Source organism: Candidatus Nebulibacter yamunensis, assembly GCF_024208055.1.
Classification (GTDB): domain Bacteria; phylum Pseudomonadota; class Gammaproteobacteria; order Francisellales; family Francisellaceae; genus Caedibacter; species Caedibacter lacustris.
The window spans coordinates 60,964-81,747 of the sequence record NZ_JAMBMW010000003.1; the positions used below are offsets into that span (position 1 = coordinate 60,964).

Below are 20,784 nucleotides of genomic sequence, written 5' to 3' on the forward strand. Positions count from 1 at the left end.
TCATTAGATTAATGCTTTGCATCGTGCACTTTTATCCCCTTTTAATAATGGTGTGAAGTGATGATATTAAAAATCATAAATATTTGGGTTTAAATCCATTTTGCTATATTTTATAACTAGGTGTGAAGATATTTTATATAACTATATTATTGTTGCAATAAAATCACAGCTCATTACTTTAAAAAACGCTTATATGCAAAAAATATCAACTATGCTTTTTATATAACAAAGTCTTTAGTTGTGGTTCAATTGTGCGCACTCGTTGGATAAATGTGGGAATTATTGGTTTACTTATCATTATTACCTTACATGGTATGTGGGTGCTTTATGATTATGAGCAAGTGTATCCTGAAGATAAAGTTGATAAAAAAATAATACTAGTAGGAACTGTTGCAAGCTTAATTGACCAAGATAAATCAGTGAGTAAGTTTTTGTTTGCAACGAACGATGGTTTAGTACAGCTAAGTGTTTATCCAAATAAAAACTTAAAAAGTTGGCGATTAACGCCGGGCACAAGATGGCGTTTTACCGTTAAATTACAATACCCAGAAGGTTATAGTAATCCAGGAGTGTTTAGTTATGTCACTTGGCTTAAGCATCAGGGTATTAAAGCCGTGGGTTATGTTGTAACAACAGAAAACGTGCAATTTCACGGTATGGATTACAATTATCTTATTGAACGTTTGCGTTATAACATTCAAAAAACGTTGAATCATCATATTAAAGATATTTCGATTCGAGCATTAGCCAGTGCACTTTTAATTGGTAATCGAAATGAACTCACTACAGAGGATAAACGGGTATTTCAACAAACAGGTACATCACATTTAATTGCAATCTCTGGTTTACACATCGGAATGATTGCTCTATTTGCATTTGTGTTTGTTCGTGTTTTATGGTCGTTATCTATTGTATTGTGTCAATGGCTGCCTGCACAAAAGGTGGCGTTAGTTGCTGCGGTTGTTAGTGCATTCTTATATAGTCTATTAGCAGGGTTTGCAATTCCAACACAGCGTGCTTTTATTATGGTGCTTATTTTTTCTTTAGCACTTATGACAAATCGTAAGATAAATGGTTTGAATGTGCTCATTATTGCAGCAATTATCATTGTTTTATGGAATCCTTTATCAATTTTAGCGCCTGGTTTTTGGCTATCTTTTATGGCGGTTTTCTTTTTAATCATAATTAATCGATTGCTGCTTTATATGCCTAAATTCAAGCGTTATGTTTTGATTCAGTTTTTACTGATGTTGCTGCTAATTCCATTGACAGTATATTGGTTTCAGGGTTTTACCTTGATTGGTGTAGTGGCAAACTTAGTAGCTATTCCATTGGTGAGTTTTTTGATTGTGCCGAGTTTGTTTCTCAATTTAATGCTCTCATTCTTTGGTATTACGTTATGGTCCATAAGTGCATACTTGATAAAAGCGCTAATTGTCTGGCTAGATGTGTTACCGACTTATATGTTGTTTTTTTCCTGGCATAGCATTTCACTTTTGGCGGTTTTAGCTGCAATTATGGGAATGTTAATTTTGTTTTTACCGCTTTCTTGGTACTTTCGTGTGCTTGGGCTGACTTTGTTTTTAGCATTGTGGCAGAAAAATACTTTACCGTTTGACGTTGGTGCGAAGGTGACCGTGTTGGATGTTGGTCATGGTTTAGCTGTGGTCATCCAGACAAAAAATGCAGTTGTTGTATATGATACAGCAGGTGCTGGTAGGCACAAATTTGTGCTTGCAAATCATACTCTTATTCCTTATCTGAAAAACCAAGGGGTACATACAATTAACGCATTAATTATTAGCCACTTAGATAAAGATCATAGCGGTGGAATAGAAAATGTGTTGGCAAGTTTTAATGTCGATCAAGTGATCGCCAATGAAAAACTTTCTGAAATCAACAATAGTATTTGTACAGCAGGCAAGAGGTGGTTGCAAGATGGTGTGGTCTTTGAGTTTTTAACTGCCAATCACTTAACAGGCAATAACGGATCCTGTGTGCTTAAAATAAGTTTTGATGATAAAAGCATGCTGTTGACAGGAGACATTTATAAAACGGCGGAGCGTTATATATTAAAGCAATATCATAACCAATTAAAATCTATAGTGCTTGTTGCTCCTCATCATGGCAGTGGTAGCTCATCTTCAAAGGCGTTTATTGAAGCTGTGGGTCCAAAATATGTTATTTTTAGCAGCTCAGGTCATGACGGATTTAAGCATCCTCATAATGAAGTTGTCCAGGCTTACCTTAACATTGGTGCGAAAATTTTAAATACAGCACAAAATGGTGCAATAACAGCGATATTCAAAGATAATGGAGAGCTTGAAATTGAAACAGAAAAATAACGAGAGTCAGCATGAGGAAAGTTAAACATATTGTAATTGGTGTTATGCTATTAATTTTGTTGGTAATCAACACACTTGTAATGGCTGTGCCAGTTATACTATGTTCCATTTTGAAGCTAATTCCAATTAGTTACTGGCAAAATACAATTGGTAAAATATTAGTAGCTTTAGCTACAATGTGGATGGGTGTTAATAACAAAGTCAGTCGTATATTGCTGCCAACGAAGTATCACCTTAGTGGTTATCAAAGTTTTACAATCTATAGCTCTTATTTAATCTTAAGTAATCACCGTAGCTGGTTAGATATTGTTGTATTGCAGCAGATATTTTTAGGCAAAATTCCATTTGCTAAATTTTTTATGAAAAAGGAATTAATATATGTACCAATCATTGGTTTAGCTTGCTGGGCACTTGACTTTCCACTGATGAAACGCTATTCAAAACATTATTTGACGAAGCATCCTGAGAAAAAAGGACAAGATTTGCGAGAGACTAAACATGTATGTGAGCGCTTTAAAAATCGACATGTCTCGGTGGTAAACTTTGTTGAAGGAACACGTTTTACACAACATAAACGTGATAAGCAACAAGCAATATTTAAGTATCTCCTTAATCCTAAAGCAGGTGGTGTTGCCTTAGCATTGGATGTTTTGGGTGATAAAATAAGAGGAATCTTAAATGTAACAATTGTTTATCCGTATGAAAATTGTAGTTTTTGGGATTTTTTGTGTGGCGTGATTCCAGAGGTTGATATTCATGTTGAGTTGATTGATCCTAAAACAATTCCCTATCAAAACTATTATGACAATGAGCAGGCAAAGTATGCTTTTCAAGTGTGGTTAAATACACTTTGGCAAGATAAGGATGTGCTTATTGAAAGTATTATGGCACAAAAAATGAGTGATTAAATGACTTAACATTATGAGTTCAAAGCAGTAAGATGTGCGGCAGAATTCAAGAACCCAGTTAAGTGAATATAAGCTACGTTGGTAAGTGGTATGAAGAGTAAGGATATGTCAGAGCTAGAATACAAAAAATATATGTGTGTTGTTTGTGGCTGGATTTATGATGAGGCAGAAGGCTGGCCAGAAGATGGTATTCATCCAGGTACTAAGTGGGAAGATGTGCCTGATGATTTTCAATGTCCCGATTGTGGTGTAGGTAAAGAAGATTTTGAAATGATGGAGATATAGCTCATTTTTGTTTTTAGTACCCCCCTATTTCAAGAAGTGATTGTTGATGGCTTAAGCGTAATAGTTAAGCGTGATGATGTAATTCATCGATTATTTTCAGGGAATAAGGCATATAAACTCTATTGGTTGATTGACCATCTTAAATATCATCCAAGTCTAACTAAGATAGTCTCATTTGGTGGGGCACAGTCAAATTATATGTTAGCAGTGGCACAGTTTTGTCGGTTGAATCAACTGCAATTTGATTATTGGCTTAAGCCATTACCAAGAGCATTGAAAGACAACCCAAACGGAAATCTACGTGTAGCATGTAATTTGGGAATGAAAGTTTATGAAAAGGACTATTTAAATAAAGATAAGTTGATGGAAAATTATCGAAATAACTCTCAAGTACTGTTGCTTACCCAAGGGGGAGCGCAGCAAGAAGCTGAAGTTGGACTTAAAATTTGTGCGGATCACATCAATAATTATTTTGAAAATATCGCTGCAAGTAAGGGCAGTATTTTTATTGCCTCAGGTACGGGAGTAAGTGCGTTTTATTTGCGTAAACACCTAAAGAAATCTTATTTGCTTTACACCACACCATGTGTTGGAGATAAAGAATATTTATTAGCTCAAATGAAGTCACTTGCAAAGAATACTGGTGAGATGCCAATAATATTAGATGCAAAACGGAAATATCATTTCGGTCAATGTTATAAAGAGCATTTAGCAATGTATAATCACCTTAAAGTGCAAACTGGAATTGAGTTTGATTTATTGTATGACCCTTTGGGATGGCAAGTGCTTTTTGATCATTACCAACAGTTGCAAAAACCTATTATTTATGTTCATTGTGGTGGTGTTACAGGTAATATAAGCATGTTAAAGCGGTATCAATATTTTTTAAAAAACAAAATAAGTCAAGGCTTTAACTAAAGGATAGTGGTGATCTGAATTTAAAAAGTATATACTACTATCTATTTACATAGATAAATGCCCAGAAGAATAGGACTTTTATATTAATTTGTGCAAGAAAAAGCAAAAAGGAGTGGGGGGAGAGTATTTTGGTTGTGTATTTTTTTGATCGTTTACATGGTAAAAGTCTTAATTGTTAATATGTTTTTTCGATCTTTACTAAAGCACCATCGAGATTTCTATTTTTAACAATATCTTGCTTGCATAAAGTAAAGTGCTTGTCTACATTTGCCAATACAAGTAAGTAATAATGTAATTATGTGCCACGGAAAATTAATAGGAGAATGAAAGATGAAAGTAAATAGGAAAAAGAACCAAAAAGGTTTTTCGCTAATTGAGTTATTAATTGTAATAGCAATTATTGCGATTTTAACCGCGATTGCGATACCGATGTATACGAGTTATACAGAACGTGCTCGATTATCGGAAGCCTATTCTTTTCTAGGTTCTGACAAAGTATTCGTCGCAGAACAAATTAACACCAATGCAGGACTTCCTGCAACTTTTACGACCGATGGAAGTGCTAAAACTGGTCAATATGGTGCAGTTGCTGTTAACTCTGGTACTGGTGCGATTACCTATACCTATAGTGCAGCTGGTAATGGTGCAAACTTGAATAACCAAACAGTTACTTTAACGCCAGCCTTTGCAAATAACGGTGTAACATGGGGCTGTACAACAACTATCAATAGTGCTGCTGTTGCAGATGTATGTGCTGAGTTCTAATTTTAATTAGAACGTCACATTTGTAAAGAAAGGGACAATAATAAGAATAGCAAGGATGGTAATGATTAAAGGTGCCACAAAGAACATGTGGCATTTTTTTTGGCTATTTTGTTCTAATACTTGAGGCATAAAAGACAATAGCAATCCCATTGCAAATATCATGCTAAATTGGCTAAGTTGTAATTTAAATAAATTGCTAAGCATAGCATGTGTCATTCCAGCAAGTACACTAGCAAAAGCAACAAAATATAAGGCTGAGTGTTTATAGCTTCTCATATATTCGCATGCACGGCGAAAGCTCCTTAAGCCAACTAATAGAAAGCAAGTAAGACCAATAATTCCCCACTGTGCGGCGACAGTTAAAACAATATTGTGTGGATAATCACGCAGATAATATAAAGCGTTCAGTTCTCCGACGCCAAGCAAAGGATAATGCGCTGCAAGTGCTAGAGATTTTGCCCATAAATCCCAGCGATCTTGATTGGCAAAAAAAGCTCGATCTAATATCGAGCTGCCGCCAACGATTTGATGAACGATATAGAATAAAATAGCTCCAACAATAGCAGCTAATATTTGCCAACTAATGAATTTAAGCATGAGTTTATAATTTAAAATACCAAGTATACAATAAAAATAACGATATACTCAAGGATAAGGGCAGTGAGCTATGCGCAATTACAACAAACCATAAAGATGACATAGCGATAAAGCTTAAAGCCTTAAATAATTTTGTATCATCCTTCCTTAATAACGCTAGACATAAAATAGGTAAAAACCAAGTGGCGAAATGGTCAAAAAAACGAGGATTGGCAAAATTAAATTGGAGCAAGATCATTCCTTGAAATTTGGTTTGGGTGGCAGAGGTTGGAAGGTACGTATGCACTAAATAGAGCTTAAATAATAAGACAAAAACATAGCTGATAGCACAAACAATCACAACAGCGATCAGCCAGCGGATATTATTAGGAAATCGCTTAAAGTAATTTGCCAAAAATAACACAGCAAGGAGCATTGAAATGTCGATTGAAACACCTTTAAAAGCAGTCGCTGCTTTTAAAGCAAAACTTGCAGAGAGTATTCCAATAAAAAAAAGGTTACAATGAGGGATCTGGTCCATAAAGATAATGATAAAAAACTGGAAATAATATTGTGGTGTGAAGCACTAGTAATTAAAAATGTTGACAACACGATGATCCAGCAAAATAATGATGTAAAACCTCGAAAAACATATGTATCAAGTGCATTGTGGGAAACATTGTAGTAAAGGTTTGCAGGATTCCAAAATATAAGTAAAAGTCCTGCTAGTATCACACCATAAATAATATGTTCTGTTTTTGGCGAATTTAAATGATTTTTTAAATATTCCATTTTATTTTTTCCTGTTAATTGTTGTGGTGATGAGAATGTGCTTTTAATGGTTTTTGAATTTTCGCCAAAGATTGAAGCTTAACCAAACAATGCTTGAGAGTAATAATCCAAATGCTAATCCAATAATGATGCAGCCAAGGATCAATGGTACGAAAATCGCATGGATATTAGTGATTATATGATGCCAAGCAAAATTATCCTCATAAAACAAGGCTGTCTGACCCATCATAAAGCAACCAAATAAATATGCTCCATACATCATCGGTAGCATGGTAATGGGATTACTGATCCACACCAAAGCAATAGTGATGATTAAATTTGCACGTAATGTAAGTGCTAAAATCGCAGCTGGCACCATTTGAAAAGGTATTGGCATCATGCACATAAAGCCACCAACAATGCACGCCTTAGTTACACTATTGCGATCAAAATGCCATAGAAAATTATGGTGCATATACTTGTGCAGGAAACCCAACCATTTATGTTGTTTAAGCTCTTCTTTTGTCGGTAGAAATTTTCGCCTCATGAAGTAACTGACCGTGATTAGCATAATGCCAATCATAGCAAAATCTAAGCTGAAAAGCCGTTATAATTACTGGTAAAATGATGCTTTTTTGAGTGATGATTGTTGCGAAAATTCTTGCGAATAACATCTTTTTTGTGTATTTTGTCATGGTTTACAAAATCGAGGGTCATGGTATGTTCTATGACTATGTTGTGGGTCTATGTGTTAAACATAAAAATATTAATGTAGAGAAAGATGATTATCACACAAAACGTTTTCTTGATTGGTCCAGTAGGTGCTGGCAAAAGTACAATAGGTCGTCAATTAGCAAATGAGCTAAAATTGGAGTTTGTTGACTCAGACCGTGAGATTGAGCAACGCTGTGGTGTTGATATTGATTGGATTTTTGATATAGAAGGTGAAGAGGGCTTTCGAAATAGAGAGCAAGAAATTCTAAGTGAATTGGCAAATCGGCAAGGTATTGTGTTGGCAACTGGAGGAGGTGCAATTATTCGTCCAGAAAATAGAACTTTATTATCATCACGTGGAAAGGTTGTTTATCTTCAAGCATCAATTGAACAACAGTTGGAACGTACAGCTAAAGATAAAAAACGTCCTTTACTGCAAGTAGAAAATAAAGAAGCACAATTAAGAAAATTAATGGAAGAACGAGAGCCACTTTACCGTGAAATTGCTGACATTACGATTGAAACAAGTGAAACAACTGTTCGTAATGTAGTGCAGAAAATTACCAATCTGCTAATGGAAGAAGCTGTGTGATAACAGAAGTACGGGTTTCGCCACAAGGCAAACCAAGTTACTCCGTAATCATTTCCGAAACAGCTGATTTTTCTTATCTTATACCTTTTGTTAGAAACAAGCAGATACTTGTTGTAAGTAACAAAACGATTGCCAATTTGTATTTACTGCTGCTTGAAAATGTATTGAAAGAACATTGTCACCAATGGCAATTGTGCTTACTTCAAGATGGAGAAACCTATAAGAATAGTGTTTCTTTAGATTATATTTATGAAACCTTACTTAGGCAAAATTATACGAGGGATTGTGAACTTATTGCATTAGGTGGTGGTGTGATCGGTGACATAACAGGCTTTGCTGCTGCGACTTATCAACGTGGAGTATCGGTTATCCAAATTCCAACCACTTTATTGTCTCAAGTTGATTCATCCGTTGGTGGAAAGACTGCAATTAATCATTCATTAGGCAAGAATATGATTGGTGCATTTTTCCAGCCTAGACTTGTTTATACTGCAATAACGTTTTTGAAAACATTACCAGCGCGTGAATTTTCAGCAGGAATGGCAGAAGTTGTAAAATACGGCTGCATTGTTGACTATAATTTTTTCGTTTGGCTAGAAAAAAATATTGATTTAATCAATGCGCATGATCCAAATGTTCTTTGTTATGCGATTGCCAAAGCTTGTGAGTTAAAAGCACAAATTGTATCTCTTGATGAACAAGAAAAAACGGGCGTGCGAGCATTATTAAACTTAGGGCATACTTTTGGTCATGCAATTGAGTGTTGCCAGAATTATGTTGGTCTAAAGCATGGTGAGGCGGTTGCTGTAGGTATGGTAATGGCAACTCAATTATCTCATACTCTAGGTAATCTTGATGGAAAAGATGTCAGTAGAATAAAAGACTTATTAAAAGCATTTCACTTACCAATTGAAATACCAGCACTGATTCAAAAACCAGACTTTATAGCAGCTATGCTACGCGATAAGAAAAATACTACAAAAGGCATAACACTCATTTTATTAGATAGAGTTGGACAGGCGTATATTGAAAATAACTTTTCACAGCAGGCATTAGAAGTATTTCTTGACTGCTATTTTGGACTATAATCATGCTAAATTAAGCATAGCTTGAGCTGCCATTACAAGTGGTGAGATTACTTTGGTTGCTCCCAGCATTTTTGCTTTCTGGAGACTATTTTCTTGGTTGATACGAATGGTGATTTTGATATTTGAATGACTATTTTGCAGAAACTCATTGATGCTAAGTAGGGTAATGATATTATCGGCATCCTGTTCATAAGCGATGATAATCGCATCTGCATTTTTAACACTTGCTTTTTCAAGTGTATCAGGGTTATTAGCATTTCCATGAGGTGTATAAGGTTTAAGCTCTGCCGTACTTAACCATTGCATAGTGATTCCTTTGGCATTTCATTGAGCAAATAATTAAGTTAAATAATTGCTTATAACGATAGCTTATAAAATTGGAATATCTAAAGATCTTTAGCACAAATCATGCTGCCTCAAGGTCTAGATGATGAATTAGTTATAAAACTAAATGGGGGATTTTTGATTATATTGGGGCTAAAGTAAGATTAAGAATAAGCAGTATATTAATTGTATTAGTCTGGATATAATTGGTTTATGAATAATCTGAAAAGATGTTCAAGCTTTGATATATTCATCAGTTTTGTTTAACCAACGATGAATGATTTTCTCTGCGTGCTTAGGATATTGTTTGATAATTGCTTCAGCAATATTAGTCACATCATCAAAAAGTGCTTGGTGTTGGCTTAAATCAGCAACTTTAAATTGAATTCCCCCTGTTTGATTAGTTCCAAATATATCACCAGGACCTCTTAATTTTAAGTCTTCTTCGGCAATTACGAAGCCATTTTGCGTTTTACGCATAAGTTCTAAGCGTTTTTTGGCAGTATTGGATAAAGGGGAGTGATATAGTAATATACAATTACTTTCTTTGTTACCGCGCCCAACACGTCCACGTAATTGATGTAATTGCGATAATCCAAGACGTTCGGCATTATCAATAATCATAATATTGGCATTGGGTACATCTACTCCAACTTCAATAACTGTTGTTGCAACCAATATATCTAACTCATGGGATTTGAATGCCTGCATGATATCTTCTTTGTGCTGAGCTTTTAGTTTACCATGTATAAGCCCTATGCGAGCGCAAGGTAGCATGTTGCTTAGCATTTCAAAAAGAGATTGGGCATCTTGTAAAGTAATTAGAACCTCTGAACTTTCAATTAAAGGACACACCCAATAAGCTTGACCATTATTGGCAATATGTTGTTCAAGTCGTGTAATTAGAATTTGCTTTTTAGTTTGGTTTAAAACACTGGTTGTAATCGGTTTACGATTAGGAGGAAGTTCATCAATAATGGAAAGATCTAAATCACCATAGACAGTCATTGCTAGTGTGCGTGGGATAGGGGTAGCAGTCATTACAATCTGATGTGGCTGCCAATTTTTAGTTTTAGCTTTTTCAATTAAACTCAACCGCTGCTCTACACCAAATCGATGTTGCTCATCAATTATGACTAATCCTAAATTCGGATAGTCAATGTTGTTTTGGAAAACGGCGTGTGTGCCGATAATAACACAATTATCTTGATTCTCTATCGTTTTTAAGGCCTCTTTACGCGCCTTAGTCGTAAGCTGTTGAGCAATAAATACTACAGGAATATTAAATATGTTTAACCAGTTCGTAAGGTTATGATAGTGCTGTTTGGCTAAAATTTCAGTTGGTGCCATCATGACAGATTGTAGTTTATTGTGTGCAGCTTGAATGACTATGGCGCCAGCAACAACGGTTTTACCTGAACCAACATCACCTTGAACAAGACGTGATGCTGGTTTATTAAGCGTGAAATCATACAAAATCTCATTGATAACGCGTATTTGAGCTGGGGTAGGTTGAAAGCTTAAAGTTTCTAAAAAAGTTTTTAAAAGCGTATGATTAACGGCAATTCGGGCAGATGAGGTTATTTGATTGTGCAACCTTGCTTTTTTAGCATTTAAGTTGTGTGCTAACAATTCTTCTAATGCTAAGCGATAGCGTGCGCGAGCACTAAGGTTATATAGGTTATCAAAGTTATCGTTTTTTGGGAAATGGAGAGTATGTAATGCTTGATTTATATTTTCTAGTTGATGTTTTTGTAAAAGTGAAAGTGGCACATATTCATCAAGCTTGATTTGATCTTTGAGTTGTAAAATTAATTTATAAAAAACGGCAGAGCTTATTCCTTCAATAGTTGGATAAATAGGAATAATATTACCTAATTTTTTACCTTTATCTTCATCGGTTAAAATTTGCCATTCAGGGTGAGTGATCTCAACAGCATGATGATTATGAACAATCTCACCAAAGCAGCGAATGATTTTACCTTTTTGCAAGAGTCGTGTTTGATTTGAGTAAAACTTAAATAAATGCATTTTACAAACGCCACTGCTATCAAAAAAGTAGCAAGTTAAATGTTTTTTACCAATATCATTAATATTGACTTGGCGAATTACACCTTCAATTTGTTGTTTTTCACCAGCTGTAGTATGAGCAATGGGTATAATTGTACGGCGATCTTGATAGTATCTAGGCAGGTGGAGTAAAAGATCAGTGACTGTATTGATACCAGCTTTATTGAGTTTATTTAAAATAGATTGACCAATACCTTTTAGCGATTTTAACTCTAGCATGTCCTATCTAAACCATGATTTTAGTTTGTTATTAAGTGCATTATTTAGTGCTTTTTCAATAATAGGTTGTAAGTTTTGTTGTAATTTCTGTTGGTTGATTTTAGCACTGAAATTTCCATTTTGGTAATTAAGGATATAGGGAATGTGTAAGCTAGGTTCGACTTGAACATTTAATAACAATGGATAATTAAAATATTCCTTGGACACATCAAACTTCCCTGTACCTGTTATGCTAAATTTAGGTGCAAGCCAACTGAGTCTCGTCGTTGTAATCATTGAGTCAACAAATTGACTCTGTACATTTAAAGTATTTAGCTGGGTATGTTGATTTGGATCTGCATTAAATTTATCGCTGTTTAAGATTGGCAATATTTGGTTTTTTAAGCTCTGAAAGGCGGTTTCAATTTCATCACCACTATTTAGTGCAGTGAGTAGTTTGTGAGTTGAGTCAGCAATACTATTTAAATTGATTCCGTTAAGCTTAGCACTATTGGCGTGGATATTGATATTACCTTGTAGTTTTTGAAGGTTATCTTGTTGAAGGTCGAAATTAATGTTGAATTGATTAAGTGTGAGTAAAAAACCTTTCATGTCAATAATTTTTTCAACAGCAATTTTTGGAGCTGAAAATTTACCTTCAGCAGAAAAATGAGGTTTTAGTTTTATTTGCTTGAGTGTACCTATTAGTTCTTCGCCATTAATATCAAGTGTAATGTTCTCAATATCAGTAACTTTATCGTTATCAGTGATATAAATTCTAGGAACTTTGAGAGACGTAGAGTGATTATTAATAGTAGTTTGTAATGTAATATCATCAAACTGAATTGTGTTTGAATATGGATTGAGCGCCATTTGGAAGTTAAAATCATTAAATTCATTGACAAAGCTCCCTTTAATATTATATTTCTGGTTTTTCTCGAGGACGTTAAGTGTAGGAATTAAAAATTTTATTTTAGTACCAAGTTTAACTTGTCCTTGTTCAAGATCAAGTGACTTAATTGAGTTATTGGGATTTATAATAAGGTCAATAAAATTAACTTTAATGGTACCTTGTTGCCAATGACTGGTGAGGATGTTGTTGTTAGTGTTAATTGTAATATTTTGTCCATCAAGTTGCATTAACCATAAGTTAAATGAAAGCCTGCCATCAATAAGGATATGAACATTGTTGTTCTGACTAAGTTTATTATTAACCCAGTTTTTGTAATCATTGGGATTAAAAATAAATTTCAACCAGATGAAAAATAGCAACAGAAGAAGCGTAATTGTAAGAAGGAGACTTAATATAAGTTTTTTAACCATGGTTATTCCTTTATCGTCAACTTTCAGCATGAAATTAACAGAATATGTTTGGCATCATGCACTATGTTTTTTATGATAGTCTGAATTATTGACGAATATTGAGTTTACGCCAAGTTGATTATGACAAAAAAATACCTCAAATATGGAATTCCTTTATTATTAAACATTTGTATAATAGGTTGTGGGCAGATGGGACCATTATATTTGCCTTCTAGCGAAAAAAATGAACCTCAAACAAAATCACAGCCAGTGACAAAAACACCACAAGATGTAGGAAAGTGGCAAAATAGCGATGAAATAGAGTTTTCAAAATGAAAATGCAGCTATTAATTATTACAGTAATAGGGATGATTAATCTATCAACTGCTTATGCAGTAAGTCCTGAAAACGCCAAAATTATGGCAGAAAAATACCGCGCGTTAGCGGAAAGCTATAACAAATTAGCACAAGAATATGAAATGGTAGTAAAGAATGAAGATATGTTAAATAAGACCCCAGCGCTGACTATCAAACAAAAAGCAACGGATGATGCAAAAAAAATACAAACTAAGGAATTGAAAGTACAACAACAAAACAAAGATATTCAATCACAGGCAAACGATAGTACGCCACTAAATCCCTGGTCTATTGAATTGGAAACACAAAAAGAGATAAATAATGTAACAAAGTCACCAGTTCACACTGTAAGTGAAAATCAAAGTAAAAGGCTAATAGGTTTAAGTGAACTTATTCTCCCCGAAGGTATTATGGATGATAATATTGAAGTGCAAAAAATACCTAATATTACAGTATTAGTACCTTGGAAAGGCACAAGTTTTGGTCTTGGAGGAAGTATCGTTACAGGTAATTCAGCAGCAACAAACTATAATGCCAATGCCAATATTAGTTATAACCCAATTATTCCTTGGGAAAACACTTTGGTAATGAGTTATTTGTATAATCGTGATGATATGTCAGGTGGAAAAGGAGTTAAAACAAATAAATTTCAAGCATTAGGTACCACTTCATGGAATTTTGATAAAAATAATGGTCTTTATGCAAGTTTAAACTACTTAAATGATCAGCTAGATACTTATACCTATCTTCTTACTGAATCGTTTGGCTATAAGCGACAACTTTACTCAAGGCATAATATGTCACTCAATACAACTTTAGGTCCGAGTTTAACTCAGTCAAAAATAAAAGAATCAGGAGAGTTTGCAAATGCGCTGGGTGCACAGAATACAATTAATTATGTTTGGAATTTTACTGACGCATCAAGTTTTAAACAAAACTTTTTAGTGAACTGGACAGCAAGTGACGCAACAACTTATCAAACAAATAGTACTCTCTCAACAGAGCTATATGAAAACCTGATCTTGCAATTAGGATTTCAAGTAAACGGTAGCAGTTGGGCAAGCAGTGGTAAAAAACGTATCAATACGGTTACTTCAACAACAATCGCTTATACTTTTTAAGGTTGTAAATGCTGCAAAAAACTTTGTTAGTGGTATATAATGTTATGTTATCTCTACAGGTAGTAAAATAATTATGTCTAAGAAAAAAATCACTTTATCGAACAGGAAGCGTTTAAGTGAGTTACAGACTAAAGCGGTAAAAACAAACGCAGATGTTCGTCGTGAACAGATTCAGTCTATGCGTGAAATGCATGTTATGCCTGAAGGGAAGCTTGAGCTTGCAATTGAGCAGATGGTTGCGGATGTTGTATTTGAGTTGAATAACTTATATCGCCAGTGGAGTCAGCCGCTTGATTATAATCGTTATCGGTATAGCCCAAATGAACGTAATAGAAAGCTATTGAATGAGTTAAAGGTATTTTTAAATGAGATAGCGGATTGGCTTATGAGTAAAGGTATTCGTGGTGAGGAGTGCAGGGAAAGGTGTCAGGAAATTGTTGATCGGATTTCTCAAGGTTTACGCATAGAAGGGATACCCGTTGGTCATTTACAGTTACATTCTGAAAAGAGGCAGGAATTTTAATTATGCATAATCTCATAATGATATATGGTATACACGCGATCAAATCGCGCATAAAAGTTCATGCTGATGCAATTCAAACGATCTATTGTATTAAAGGTAAAGAAACTGCGCCTAAGCTTGGTGAGTTAAAGGCTTTGATGTTTAAAAAAAATCTAGAATTTAGCTTGGTCAACAAAGAGGTCTTTAATCAATTATTACAACAAAACAGTTTAAATGATGTAGTGCATCAAAATATATTGGCATTGTGCCAATCGAATATCAATTTATATCACGAAAGTGACCTTTTATTATTACTTAGACAATCTAAAAAACCAGTCTTTATTTTGATATTAGATGGTGTTCAAGATCCACATAATCTTGGTGCATGTATACGCAGTGCTGATGCAGCAGGTGTTGACTTTATCGTTTTTCCTAAGGATAAAAATGCAACGATCAATGCCACTGTTGAAAAAGTAGCAAGTGGTGCGGTAAGTAGTGCCAAGCTTGTTGCAGTGACAAATTTAGCGCGAGCCATTGGTGTTATAAAAGATGCAGGTATTTGGGTAACAGGGCTTGCAGGTGAGGCAAAAAACCTCATTTACGATATTGATTTAACAGTTCCTTGTGCATTAGTGATGGGTGCCGAAGGTAGTGGACTTCGTTTCGGGACACGTAAAATGTGTGATTATTTAGCAAAACTTCCAATGTACGGTCAAGTATCGAGTTTAAACGTTTCAGTTGCAACAGGGATTGCTTTGTACGAAGTCATAAGACAAAGATTAGAGTGATCTTATGTTTAAAGAGGTATATGGTGCTTAACATTGACGATAGGTTTAAGGGAAAAGGCTGTGAAGTTTAGAAAATCTAGACCTATGCAATGGGTTGTTTTGATTCTTCTACTATTTATCTTTGTTGGCATTATGATTGAGAATCTGCATACCAACCATGAAAGTCAGTTTACACTTAATACCTCTCAACGTCAGGTTCAATTAGATTTAAATGCCTTGTTAGCATCCATTCAAATAAATAGTCAACACAGTGAAAATTATCAAGTGGGCTATCATAATTTTGAACAAGGAAACTGTGAATTGGCATATAAACAGGTTCTGCCTTTTGCCAGAAGTGGTGAAACTAATGCTACCCTAGTGATTGGATTTATGTATGAGTTTGGTTGTGGTGTTAAAGATAGTGCTAAAAAAGCGGCACTTTGGTATTACAGTGGTATCAAACGTAATACTTATAATAAGGTTCTAATTTTGCGTGGACTTCATGCTTATAACAACGGTGATTATAATATGGCGGCAGAATGGTTTAGAATGGCTAGTGAGTTAAGTGTTATAAAGGCGTAATGAAGATGGATAGGCAACAAGCTTGGCGCGATGTGTTGGCAGAATATAAAAATAGCGAGCGCTTTCAAGATACGTTGGCATTTGTTGCAAATGAACGTAAAAAAGGCAAAATAATTTTTCCACAACAACAAGATGTTTTTAATGCGTTTAAGCTGTGTTCATTAGAGAACTTAAAAGTTGTTATTTTAGGTCAGGATCCCTATCACAACGTTGGACAGGCACATGGTTTGGCATTTTCAGTGCAAAAAAACGTGATCCCGCCACCCTCATTAGTTAATATTTATAAAGAGCTCAGTGCAGATATCAATATCAGCGTACCTCAACATGGAAACTTAAGTAATTGGGCAGCACAAGGTGTTTTTTTACTTAATACTGTTCTAACTGTAGAAGCGCATAAAGCGCATTCACATGCCAATATCGGTTGGGAGGATTTTACCGATAATGTCATACATATTATTAATAAATATAAAGAGCATGTCGTTTTCATGCTGTGGGGAGCTCCTGCTCAAAGGAAATCAAGTTTAATTGATGGGAATAAACATCTGATACTAAAAGCGCCTCACCCATCACCATTATCGGCACATCGTGGTTTTTTTGGTTGTAAGCACTTTTCTCAAGCCAACCAATATTTAAAATTTCATGGAGTAGAACCAATAGATTGGCAGTTGTAGGTACTTTTTGATTTTTTTAATTTATCAGATTATAAAAATAATGAATTTTATTTATTAATGATCTTTGGTTATCTTTTAAAACCTGTCCCTTAATAAAAAGCAGATTGATGATATGAAAATATCCAGTGTTAAAGTTGTAATATCAAATACTGAACATTGTTGTTTTGCAAAAGCAATATCACATGAAATTGCAGAAAGTGCCAAACAAAGAAAAACAGGTATAGCTATGCGCAGTGTAGATTACTTGCAGACTAAAATGCGTACTCAACATGCGGTGATTGCTATTGACACTGAAAATGAAGAAGTGGCAGGATTTTGCTATATTGAGTCTTGGCAGGATAAAAGTTATGTGTCAAATTCAGGACTGATTGTTTTCCCGAAGTATCGCAGTTTAGGTCTAGCAAAAGCTCTTAAGGAAAAGGCTTTTGAGTTAGCGCGCTTGTATTATCCAAATGCAAGAATATTTGGCCTAACAACCAATCCTGTAGTGATGAAAATCAATTGTGAGCTTGGTTATCAGCCTACATCTTTTGCAAAGCTCACGCATGACATGACTTTTTGGCAAGGTTGCCAAAGTTGTGTCAATTTTTCGATTTTGCAATCCAAAAATTATCAGAACTGCTTATGTACAGGTATGCTTTATGAACCCAACAACCATAAACCAAAGGAGCAAAAAATGAAGGTCATAGTAGCCTTTAGTGGTGGCTTAGATACAAGCTTTTGTGTGAAGTATTTGCAACAAGAAAAAAATCTCGAAGTACATACGGTTACTGTAAATACAGGTGGCTTTTCCAAATTTGATCTAGCAGAAATTGAGAAAAGGGCATATCAATTGGGCGCAACGACTCACCAAAATATTGATGCAACAAATGATTTTTATAATCACTGTGTTAAATATTTAATTTTTGGGAATGTGCTTAAAAATAATTGTTATCCGCTTTCTGTTAGTGCAGAGCGTGCGTTCCAATCGATGGTCATTGCTAACAAAGCAAACGAATTGGGTATCAATAAAATCGCTCACGGTTGCACAGGAGCAGGTAATGATCAAGTACGTTTTGATTTAATGTTCCATATCTTATGTTCGAATGTTGAGATTATTACTCCCATTCGCGATTTATCGTTAACTCGCGCGCAAACACAAGCTTACCTTATTAAGCATGGAATTGAATGCTCAGACAAAACAAAAAAATACTCCATTAACAAAGGGCTTTGGGGGACGTCAATAGGTGGTGTAGAAACACTTAGCTCACACTTGGCTTTACCTGAAGAAGCTTGGTCAAGTCAGATGACAAAGTCCTTAAGTGATGAAGAAAAGGTGAAGATTACTTTCTTAAAAGGAGAACCAATTGCTTTAAATGATGAATTATCTAACCCTATACAGTTAATCAAAAAACTTAATGAACTTGCAAGTTGCTATGCCATTGGTCGTGATATTCACGTAGGCGATACCATTATTAACATCAAAGGTCGGGTTGGCTTTGAAGCACCAGCACCTATGGTTTTAATTAAGGCACATCATTGCCTAGAAAAGCATGTTTTAACAAAAGCGCAGTTAAAGCTAAAAGATCAGCTTGCCTGTACTTATGGTGAGATGGTACATGAAGGTCAGTTTATGGATCCTGCATTACGTGATATTGAGAACTTTTTAAGCTCAACGCAACTACATGTTAGTGGCAATGTATTTATCAAGCTTAAGCCGTGGTATTTTACGATCACAGGTATTGAGTCAGATTATGATTTAATGCAGCAGCAAGGTGCACAATACGGTGAAGGAAACACAAGTTTTAGTGGTCAAGATGTAAGAGGGTTTAGTAAAATTTTAAGTAATCAGCTTGCAGCCTATCATCAGAAGTTGAAGAACAAGCAGAGTAACCAAACAACAAAATTGGTTACTAGTTCGACAGATAAAAAAGCTCACAATGCTCTATTGGTTAATTGAAGAATGAATATGATAAAAAACAAAAAAATAAAAGTAGGGATTATAGGAGGTGCTGGTTATACGGCAGGAGAATTATTACGTATCTTAACCTACCACCCTCACGTTAATATAGATTTTGTACACAGTGATTCAAATCAAGGTAAACCAATAAAAAATGTACATCGTGATTTTTATTTAATTGATGAAAAACGCGTGTTTGATCATATTCTTAATCCAGAAGTTGACGTTGCTTTTTTGTGTGTTGGTCACAATCAGTCAAAGTCAGTCTTAAAAAACGTAATATTTTCAAATACCACTAAACTTATTGATTTAAGTCAAGATCATCGTAATAGTTCAGAGAATCCAGAATTTGTATATGGGCTTGCCGATGTTTATCCAAATGAAATCAAGCAAGCAACTAAAATTGCCAATCCTGGTTGTTTTGCAACAGCCATTCAGCTTGGTGTAATGCCATTTTGCCAATATGTGCAAGATGATGTTCATGTCACAGCGATTACAGGTTCAACAGGGGCTGGCGCTAAGTTAAGTGATACTTCCCATTTTAGTTGGCGAGCCAATAACCTTTCAGTTTACAAAAGCTTTGAACATCAGCATATGAATGAGATATGCCGAGGTTTAGGCTTAAATAGAAATCAGTTGCAATTTGTTCCGATGCGAGGTGCATTTACCCGTGGTATATTGGCATCGATTTATTTTAAATCATCATTAAATGGGATAGAAGCAAGAAACTTGGCACAAGCCTTTTACCACAAGGTCGAATTTGTTAAGGTGAGTGAAGAAAAATCAGGTCCAGATTTAAAAAGTGTGGTCAATACCAATTACTGTTTGCTATCAGTTAAAAAGTATGGTGATTATTTGCATATTATTAGTGTGATTGATAATTTAATTAAAGGTGCGGTAGGGCAAGCCGTACAAAATATGAATTTAATGTTTGGCTTTGATATAAGCTGTGGTTTGACATTGAAGCCAATTGCTTTTTAAGTTGAAATTAGGAGAAGAGCATGCAACATTATCTTAGTATTAAAGATATAGACAATATTAAAAATGCAATTGAATCGTGTATTGAGATTAAAAAATCACCTTTTACTAAGCTACAGCTTGCAAACAATAAAACATTAGGCATCATCTTTCTCAATCCTAGCTTGCGTACCAAAATTTCAACGATTAAGGCTGCACAAAACATTGGATTAAACGTGTTACCGATTGATGTTAACAATGGCTGGTCACTGGAATTTAGTGAAGGCGTTGTGATGGATACAAATAAACCAGAGCATATCAAGGAAGCCGCACAAGTTATTGCAAAATATTGCGATATGGTTGCTATTCGTGCTTTTGCTAAGCTTATGGATAAGGAAGAAGATTATAAAGAGCAAATATTTGCCAGCTTTAAAAAATATACAAATTGCCCGCTTATAAATTTAGAGTCTACCTTACGCCATCCATTGCAAAGCTTGGCAGATATTTTAACAATTGAAGAGTATAAAAATATACAAAGCTTAAAAAAGCTTAAAGTAGTGCTAAGTTGGGCTCCGCATGTTAATCCATTACCACATGCTGTCGCAAATTCATTTGCTGAGAGTATGCAGTTGATGGATTATGAGTTTGTTATCACGCATCCTAAAGGCTATGAGCTGGATCCTGAGTTTACAAAAAATGCCTCAGTTTGTTACGATCAAGATGAAGCATTAAAAGGAGCGGATTTTATTTATGTTAAAAATTGGTCAAGTACTAAATATTATGGCAAGGTGACCAATACAGATCAAAGTTGGATGATCAATAAAAACAAACTTAAAAACGCGCCTTATGCCAAAGTGATGCACTGCTTACCTGTTCGTAGAAATTTAGTGATTGCAGATTATGTATTGGATTCTGAGCAATCAATAGTTATTGATCAAGCAGAAAATCGCCTTTATGCAGCGCAATATGTGCTGTCAGAAATCATTAAAACGCTTGATAAAAAAGAAAATAGGCTTAAATCTTGAGAAATAG

The 20,784-nt window shown here is 34.9% G+C and carries 22 protein-coding genes; 16 read left to right on the plus strand and 6 right to left on the minus strand.

What is annotated here, in order from left to right; genetic code table 11:
- Nucleotides 1-191 precede the first annotated feature (191 nt).
- From M1V25_RS02385 to M1V25_RS02405, 5 genes are all read left to right on the plus strand, one after another.
- Entirely contained in the window at nucleotides 192-2,345 is a 2,154-nt protein-coding gene (locus tag M1V25_RS02385) for a DNA internalization-related competence protein ComEC/Rec2 (protein WP_498842374.1), read from the plus strand.
- Nucleotides 2,346-2,356: 11 nt separating this feature from the next.
- Nucleotides 2,357-3,253 (plus strand): 1-acylglycerol-3-phosphate O-acyltransferase, YihG family, encoded by an 897-nt coding sequence (gene yihG, locus M1V25_RS02390; protein WP_498842324.1) that lies wholly within the window; start codon nucleotides 2,357-2,359, stop codon nucleotides 3,251-3,253.
- Between the two features lie 90 nt (nucleotides 3,254-3,343).
- Nucleotides 3,344-3,538, plus strand: coding sequence for a rubredoxin (locus tag M1V25_RS02395; RefSeq protein ID WP_498842325.1), 195 nt, complete (start codon nucleotides 3,344-3,346; stop codon nucleotides 3,536-3,538).
- A gap of 36 nt (nucleotides 3,539-3,574) precedes the next feature.
- Nucleotides 3,575-4,456 (plus strand): 1-aminocyclopropane-1-carboxylate deaminase, encoded by an 882-nt coding sequence (locus tag M1V25_RS02400; protein WP_498842326.1) that lies wholly within the window; start codon nucleotides 3,575-3,577, stop codon nucleotides 4,454-4,456.
- Nucleotides 4,457-4,786: 330 nt separating this feature from the next.
- Nucleotides 4,787-5,221 carry a pilin gene (locus tag M1V25_RS02405; protein WP_116963703.1) on the plus strand — a complete coding sequence of 145 codons (435 nt, stop codon included), beginning with the start codon at nucleotides 4,787-4,789 and terminating at the stop codon, nucleotides 5,219-5,221.
- 6 nt (nucleotides 5,222-5,227) lie between these two features.
- Here M1V25_RS02405 and M1V25_RS02410 read toward each other — a convergent pair whose 3' ends face one another.
- The 3 genes from M1V25_RS02410 to M1V25_RS02420 all read right to left on the minus strand — a co-directional run bounded on the left by M1V25_RS02410 (nucleotide 5,228) and on the right by M1V25_RS02420 (nucleotide 7,115).
- On the minus strand, nucleotides 5,228-5,818 hold the full coding sequence (locus tag M1V25_RS02410; RefSeq protein WP_498842327.1) for an O-antigen ligase family protein: 591 nt from the start codon (nucleotides 5,816-5,818) through the stop codon (nucleotides 5,228-5,230).
- Nucleotides 5,819-5,822: 4 nt separating this feature from the next.
- A complete protein-coding gene (locus tag M1V25_RS02415; protein ID WP_498842328.1) occupies nucleotides 5,823-6,338 on the minus strand; it encodes a hypothetical protein in 516 nt (171 codons plus the stop codon).
- 294 nt (nucleotides 6,339-6,632) lie between these two features.
- Nucleotides 6,633-7,115 carry a DUF2062 domain-containing protein gene (locus tag M1V25_RS02420; RefSeq protein ID WP_157966587.1) on the minus strand — a complete coding sequence of 161 codons (483 nt, stop codon included), beginning with the start codon at nucleotides 7,113-7,115 and terminating at the stop codon, nucleotides 6,633-6,635.
- A gap of 234 nt (nucleotides 7,116-7,349) precedes the next feature.
- Between M1V25_RS02420 and aroK the strand changes: the two genes are divergently transcribed.
- A complete protein-coding gene (aroK, locus tag M1V25_RS02425; RefSeq protein WP_116963706.1) occupies nucleotides 7,350-7,874 on the plus strand; it encodes a shikimate kinase AroK in 525 nt (174 codons plus the stop codon).
- A complete protein-coding gene (aroB, locus tag M1V25_RS02430) occupies nucleotides 7,871-8,962 on the plus strand; it encodes a 3-dehydroquinate synthase (RefSeq protein WP_498842329.1) in 1,092 nt (363 codons plus the stop codon). The genes aroK and aroB overlap by 4 nt, the downstream gene beginning before the upstream one ends.
- Here the strand turns inward: aroB and M1V25_RS02435 are convergent, their stop codons facing one another.
- The 3 genes from M1V25_RS02435 to M1V25_RS02445 all read right to left on the minus strand — a co-directional run bounded on the left by M1V25_RS02435 (nucleotide 8,963) and on the right by M1V25_RS02445 (nucleotide 12,877).
- A complete protein-coding gene (locus M1V25_RS02435) occupies nucleotides 8,963-9,268 on the minus strand; it encodes an NAD(P)-binding protein (protein ID WP_498842330.1) in 306 nt (101 codons plus the stop codon).
- A gap of 252 nt (nucleotides 9,269-9,520) precedes the next feature.
- Nucleotides 9,521-11,575: an ATP-dependent DNA helicase RecG gene (gene recG, locus M1V25_RS02440; protein ID WP_498842331.1), complete on the minus strand. Its 2,055-nt coding sequence runs from the start codon at nucleotides 11,573-11,575 to the stop codon at nucleotides 9,521-9,523.
- 3 nt (nucleotides 11,576-11,578) lie between these two features.
- Nucleotides 11,579-12,877, minus strand: coding sequence for a hypothetical protein (locus M1V25_RS02445; RefSeq protein ID WP_116963710.1), 1,299 nt, complete (start codon nucleotides 12,875-12,877; stop codon nucleotides 11,579-11,581).
- Nucleotides 12,878-12,997: 120 nt separating this feature from the next.
- Between M1V25_RS02445 and M1V25_RS02450 the strand changes: the two genes are divergently transcribed.
- The 9 genes from M1V25_RS02450 to M1V25_RS02490 all read left to right on the plus strand — a co-directional run bounded on the left by M1V25_RS02450 (nucleotide 12,998) and on the right by M1V25_RS02490 (nucleotide 20,777).
- A complete protein-coding gene (locus M1V25_RS02450; protein WP_116963711.1) occupies nucleotides 12,998-13,192 on the plus strand; it encodes an LptM family lipoprotein in 195 nt (64 codons plus the stop codon).
- Nucleotides 13,189-14,334: a DUF481 domain-containing protein gene (locus M1V25_RS02455; RefSeq protein ID WP_498842332.1), complete on the plus strand. Its 1,146-nt coding sequence runs from the start codon at nucleotides 13,189-13,191 to the stop codon at nucleotides 14,332-14,334. Before M1V25_RS02450 ends, M1V25_RS02455 begins: the two co-directional genes overlap by 4 nt.
- 73 nt (nucleotides 14,335-14,407) lie before the next feature.
- Nucleotides 14,408-14,857 carry a hypothetical protein gene (locus M1V25_RS02460; RefSeq protein WP_116963713.1) on the plus strand — a complete coding sequence of 150 codons (450 nt, stop codon included), beginning with the start codon at nucleotides 14,408-14,410 and terminating at the stop codon, nucleotides 14,855-14,857.
- Nucleotides 14,858-14,859: 2 nt separating this feature from the next.
- The gene (gene rlmB / locus M1V25_RS02465; protein WP_498842333.1) at nucleotides 14,860-15,624 is read left to right on the plus strand and encodes a 23S rRNA (guanosine(2251)-2'-O)-methyltransferase RlmB; all 765 of its coding nucleotides are present in this window, start codon (nucleotides 14,860-14,862) and stop codon (nucleotides 15,622-15,624) included.
- Nucleotides 15,625-15,684: 60 nt separating this feature from the next.
- Nucleotides 15,685-16,185: an SEL1-like repeat protein gene (locus M1V25_RS02470; RefSeq protein ID WP_157966588.1), complete on the plus strand. Its 501-nt coding sequence runs from the start codon at nucleotides 15,685-15,687 to the stop codon at nucleotides 16,183-16,185.
- A 5-nt stretch (nucleotides 16,186-16,190) separates the two neighbouring features.
- Complete coding sequence (gene ung / locus M1V25_RS02475) at nucleotides 16,191-16,856, plus strand: uracil-DNA glycosylase (RefSeq protein WP_116963716.1); 666 nt, start codon at nucleotides 16,191-16,193, stop codon at nucleotides 16,854-16,856.
- 112 nt (nucleotides 16,857-16,968) lie between these two features.
- Nucleotides 16,969-18,795: an argininosuccinate synthase gene (argG, locus tag M1V25_RS02480; RefSeq protein ID WP_116963717.1), complete on the plus strand. Its 1,827-nt coding sequence runs from the start codon at nucleotides 16,969-16,971 to the stop codon at nucleotides 18,793-18,795.
- Between the two features lie 9 nt (nucleotides 18,796-18,804).
- Nucleotides 18,805-19,776: an N-acetyl-gamma-glutamyl-phosphate reductase gene (gene argC, locus M1V25_RS02485; RefSeq protein ID WP_498842334.1), complete on the plus strand. Its 972-nt coding sequence runs from the start codon at nucleotides 18,805-18,807 to the stop codon at nucleotides 19,774-19,776.
- Nucleotides 19,777-19,796: 20 nt separating this feature from the next.
- The gene (locus tag M1V25_RS02490) at nucleotides 19,797-20,777 is read left to right on the plus strand and encodes a Rossmann-fold NAD(P)-binding domain-containing protein (RefSeq protein WP_498842335.1); all 981 of its coding nucleotides are present in this window, start codon (nucleotides 19,797-19,799) and stop codon (nucleotides 20,775-20,777) included.
- The last annotated feature ends 7 nt before the right edge of the window (nucleotides 20,778-20,784 follow it).

Excerpts from the sequence above, each read along its gene's own strand:
- aroK (WP_116963706.1), top strand. The coding sequence starts at position 7,350 with ATGATTATCACACAAAACGTTTTCTTGATTGGTCCAGTAGGTGCTGGC.
- M1V25_RS02395 (WP_498842325.1), top strand. The coding sequence starts at position 3,344 with ATGAAGAGTAAGGATATGTCAGAGCTAGAATACAAAAAATATATGTGT.
- M1V25_RS02415 (WP_498842328.1), bottom strand. The coding sequence starts at position 6,338 with ATGGACCAGATCCCTCATTGTAACCTTTTTTTTATTGGAATACTCTCT.
- M1V25_RS02435 (WP_498842330.1), bottom strand. The coding sequence starts at position 9,268 with ATGCAATGGTTAAGTACGGCAGAGCTTAAACCTTATACACCTCATGGA.
- M1V25_RS02420 (WP_157966587.1), bottom strand. The coding sequence starts at position 7,115 with ATGAGGCGAAAATTTCTACCGACAAAAGAAGAGCTTAAACAACATAAA.
- M1V25_RS02450 (WP_116963711.1), top strand. The coding sequence starts at position 12,998 with ATGACAAAAAAATACCTCAAATATGGAATTCCTTTATTATTAAACATT.
- M1V25_RS02445 (WP_116963710.1), bottom strand. The coding sequence starts at position 12,877 with ATGGTTAAAAAACTTATATTAAGTCTCCTTCTTACAATTACGCTTCTT.
- recG (WP_498842331.1), bottom strand. The coding sequence starts at position 11,575 with ATGCTAGAGTTAAAATCGCTAAAAGGTATTGGTCAATCTATTTTAAAT.
- M1V25_RS02455 (WP_498842332.1), top strand. The coding sequence starts at position 13,189 with ATGAAAATGCAGCTATTAATTATTACAGTAATAGGGATGATTAATCTA.
- rlmB (WP_498842333.1), top strand. The coding sequence starts at position 14,860 with ATGCATAATCTCATAATGATATATGGTATACACGCGATCAAATCGCGC.
- M1V25_RS02490 (WP_498842335.1), top strand. The coding sequence starts at position 19,797 with ATGCAACATTATCTTAGTATTAAAGATATAGACAATATTAAAAATGCA.
- M1V25_RS02410 (WP_498842327.1), bottom strand. The coding sequence starts at position 5,818 with ATGCTTAAATTCATTAGTTGGCAAATATTAGCTGCTATTGTTGGAGCT.
- argG (WP_116963717.1), top strand. The coding sequence starts at position 16,969 with ATGAAAATATCCAGTGTTAAAGTTGTAATATCAAATACTGAACATTGT.
- M1V25_RS02460 (WP_116963713.1), top strand. The coding sequence starts at position 14,408 with ATGTCTAAGAAAAAAATCACTTTATCGAACAGGAAGCGTTTAAGTGAG.
- yihG (WP_498842324.1), top strand. The coding sequence starts at position 2,357 with ATGAGGAAAGTTAAACATATTGTAATTGGTGTTATGCTATTAATTTTG.
- argC (WP_498842334.1), top strand. The coding sequence starts at position 18,805 with ATGATAAAAAACAAAAAAATAAAAGTAGGGATTATAGGAGGTGCTGGT.
- M1V25_RS02405 (WP_116963703.1), top strand. The coding sequence starts at position 4,787 with ATGAAAGTAAATAGGAAAAAGAACCAAAAAGGTTTTTCGCTAATTGAG.
- ung (WP_116963716.1), top strand. The coding sequence starts at position 16,191 with ATGGATAGGCAACAAGCTTGGCGCGATGTGTTGGCAGAATATAAAAAT.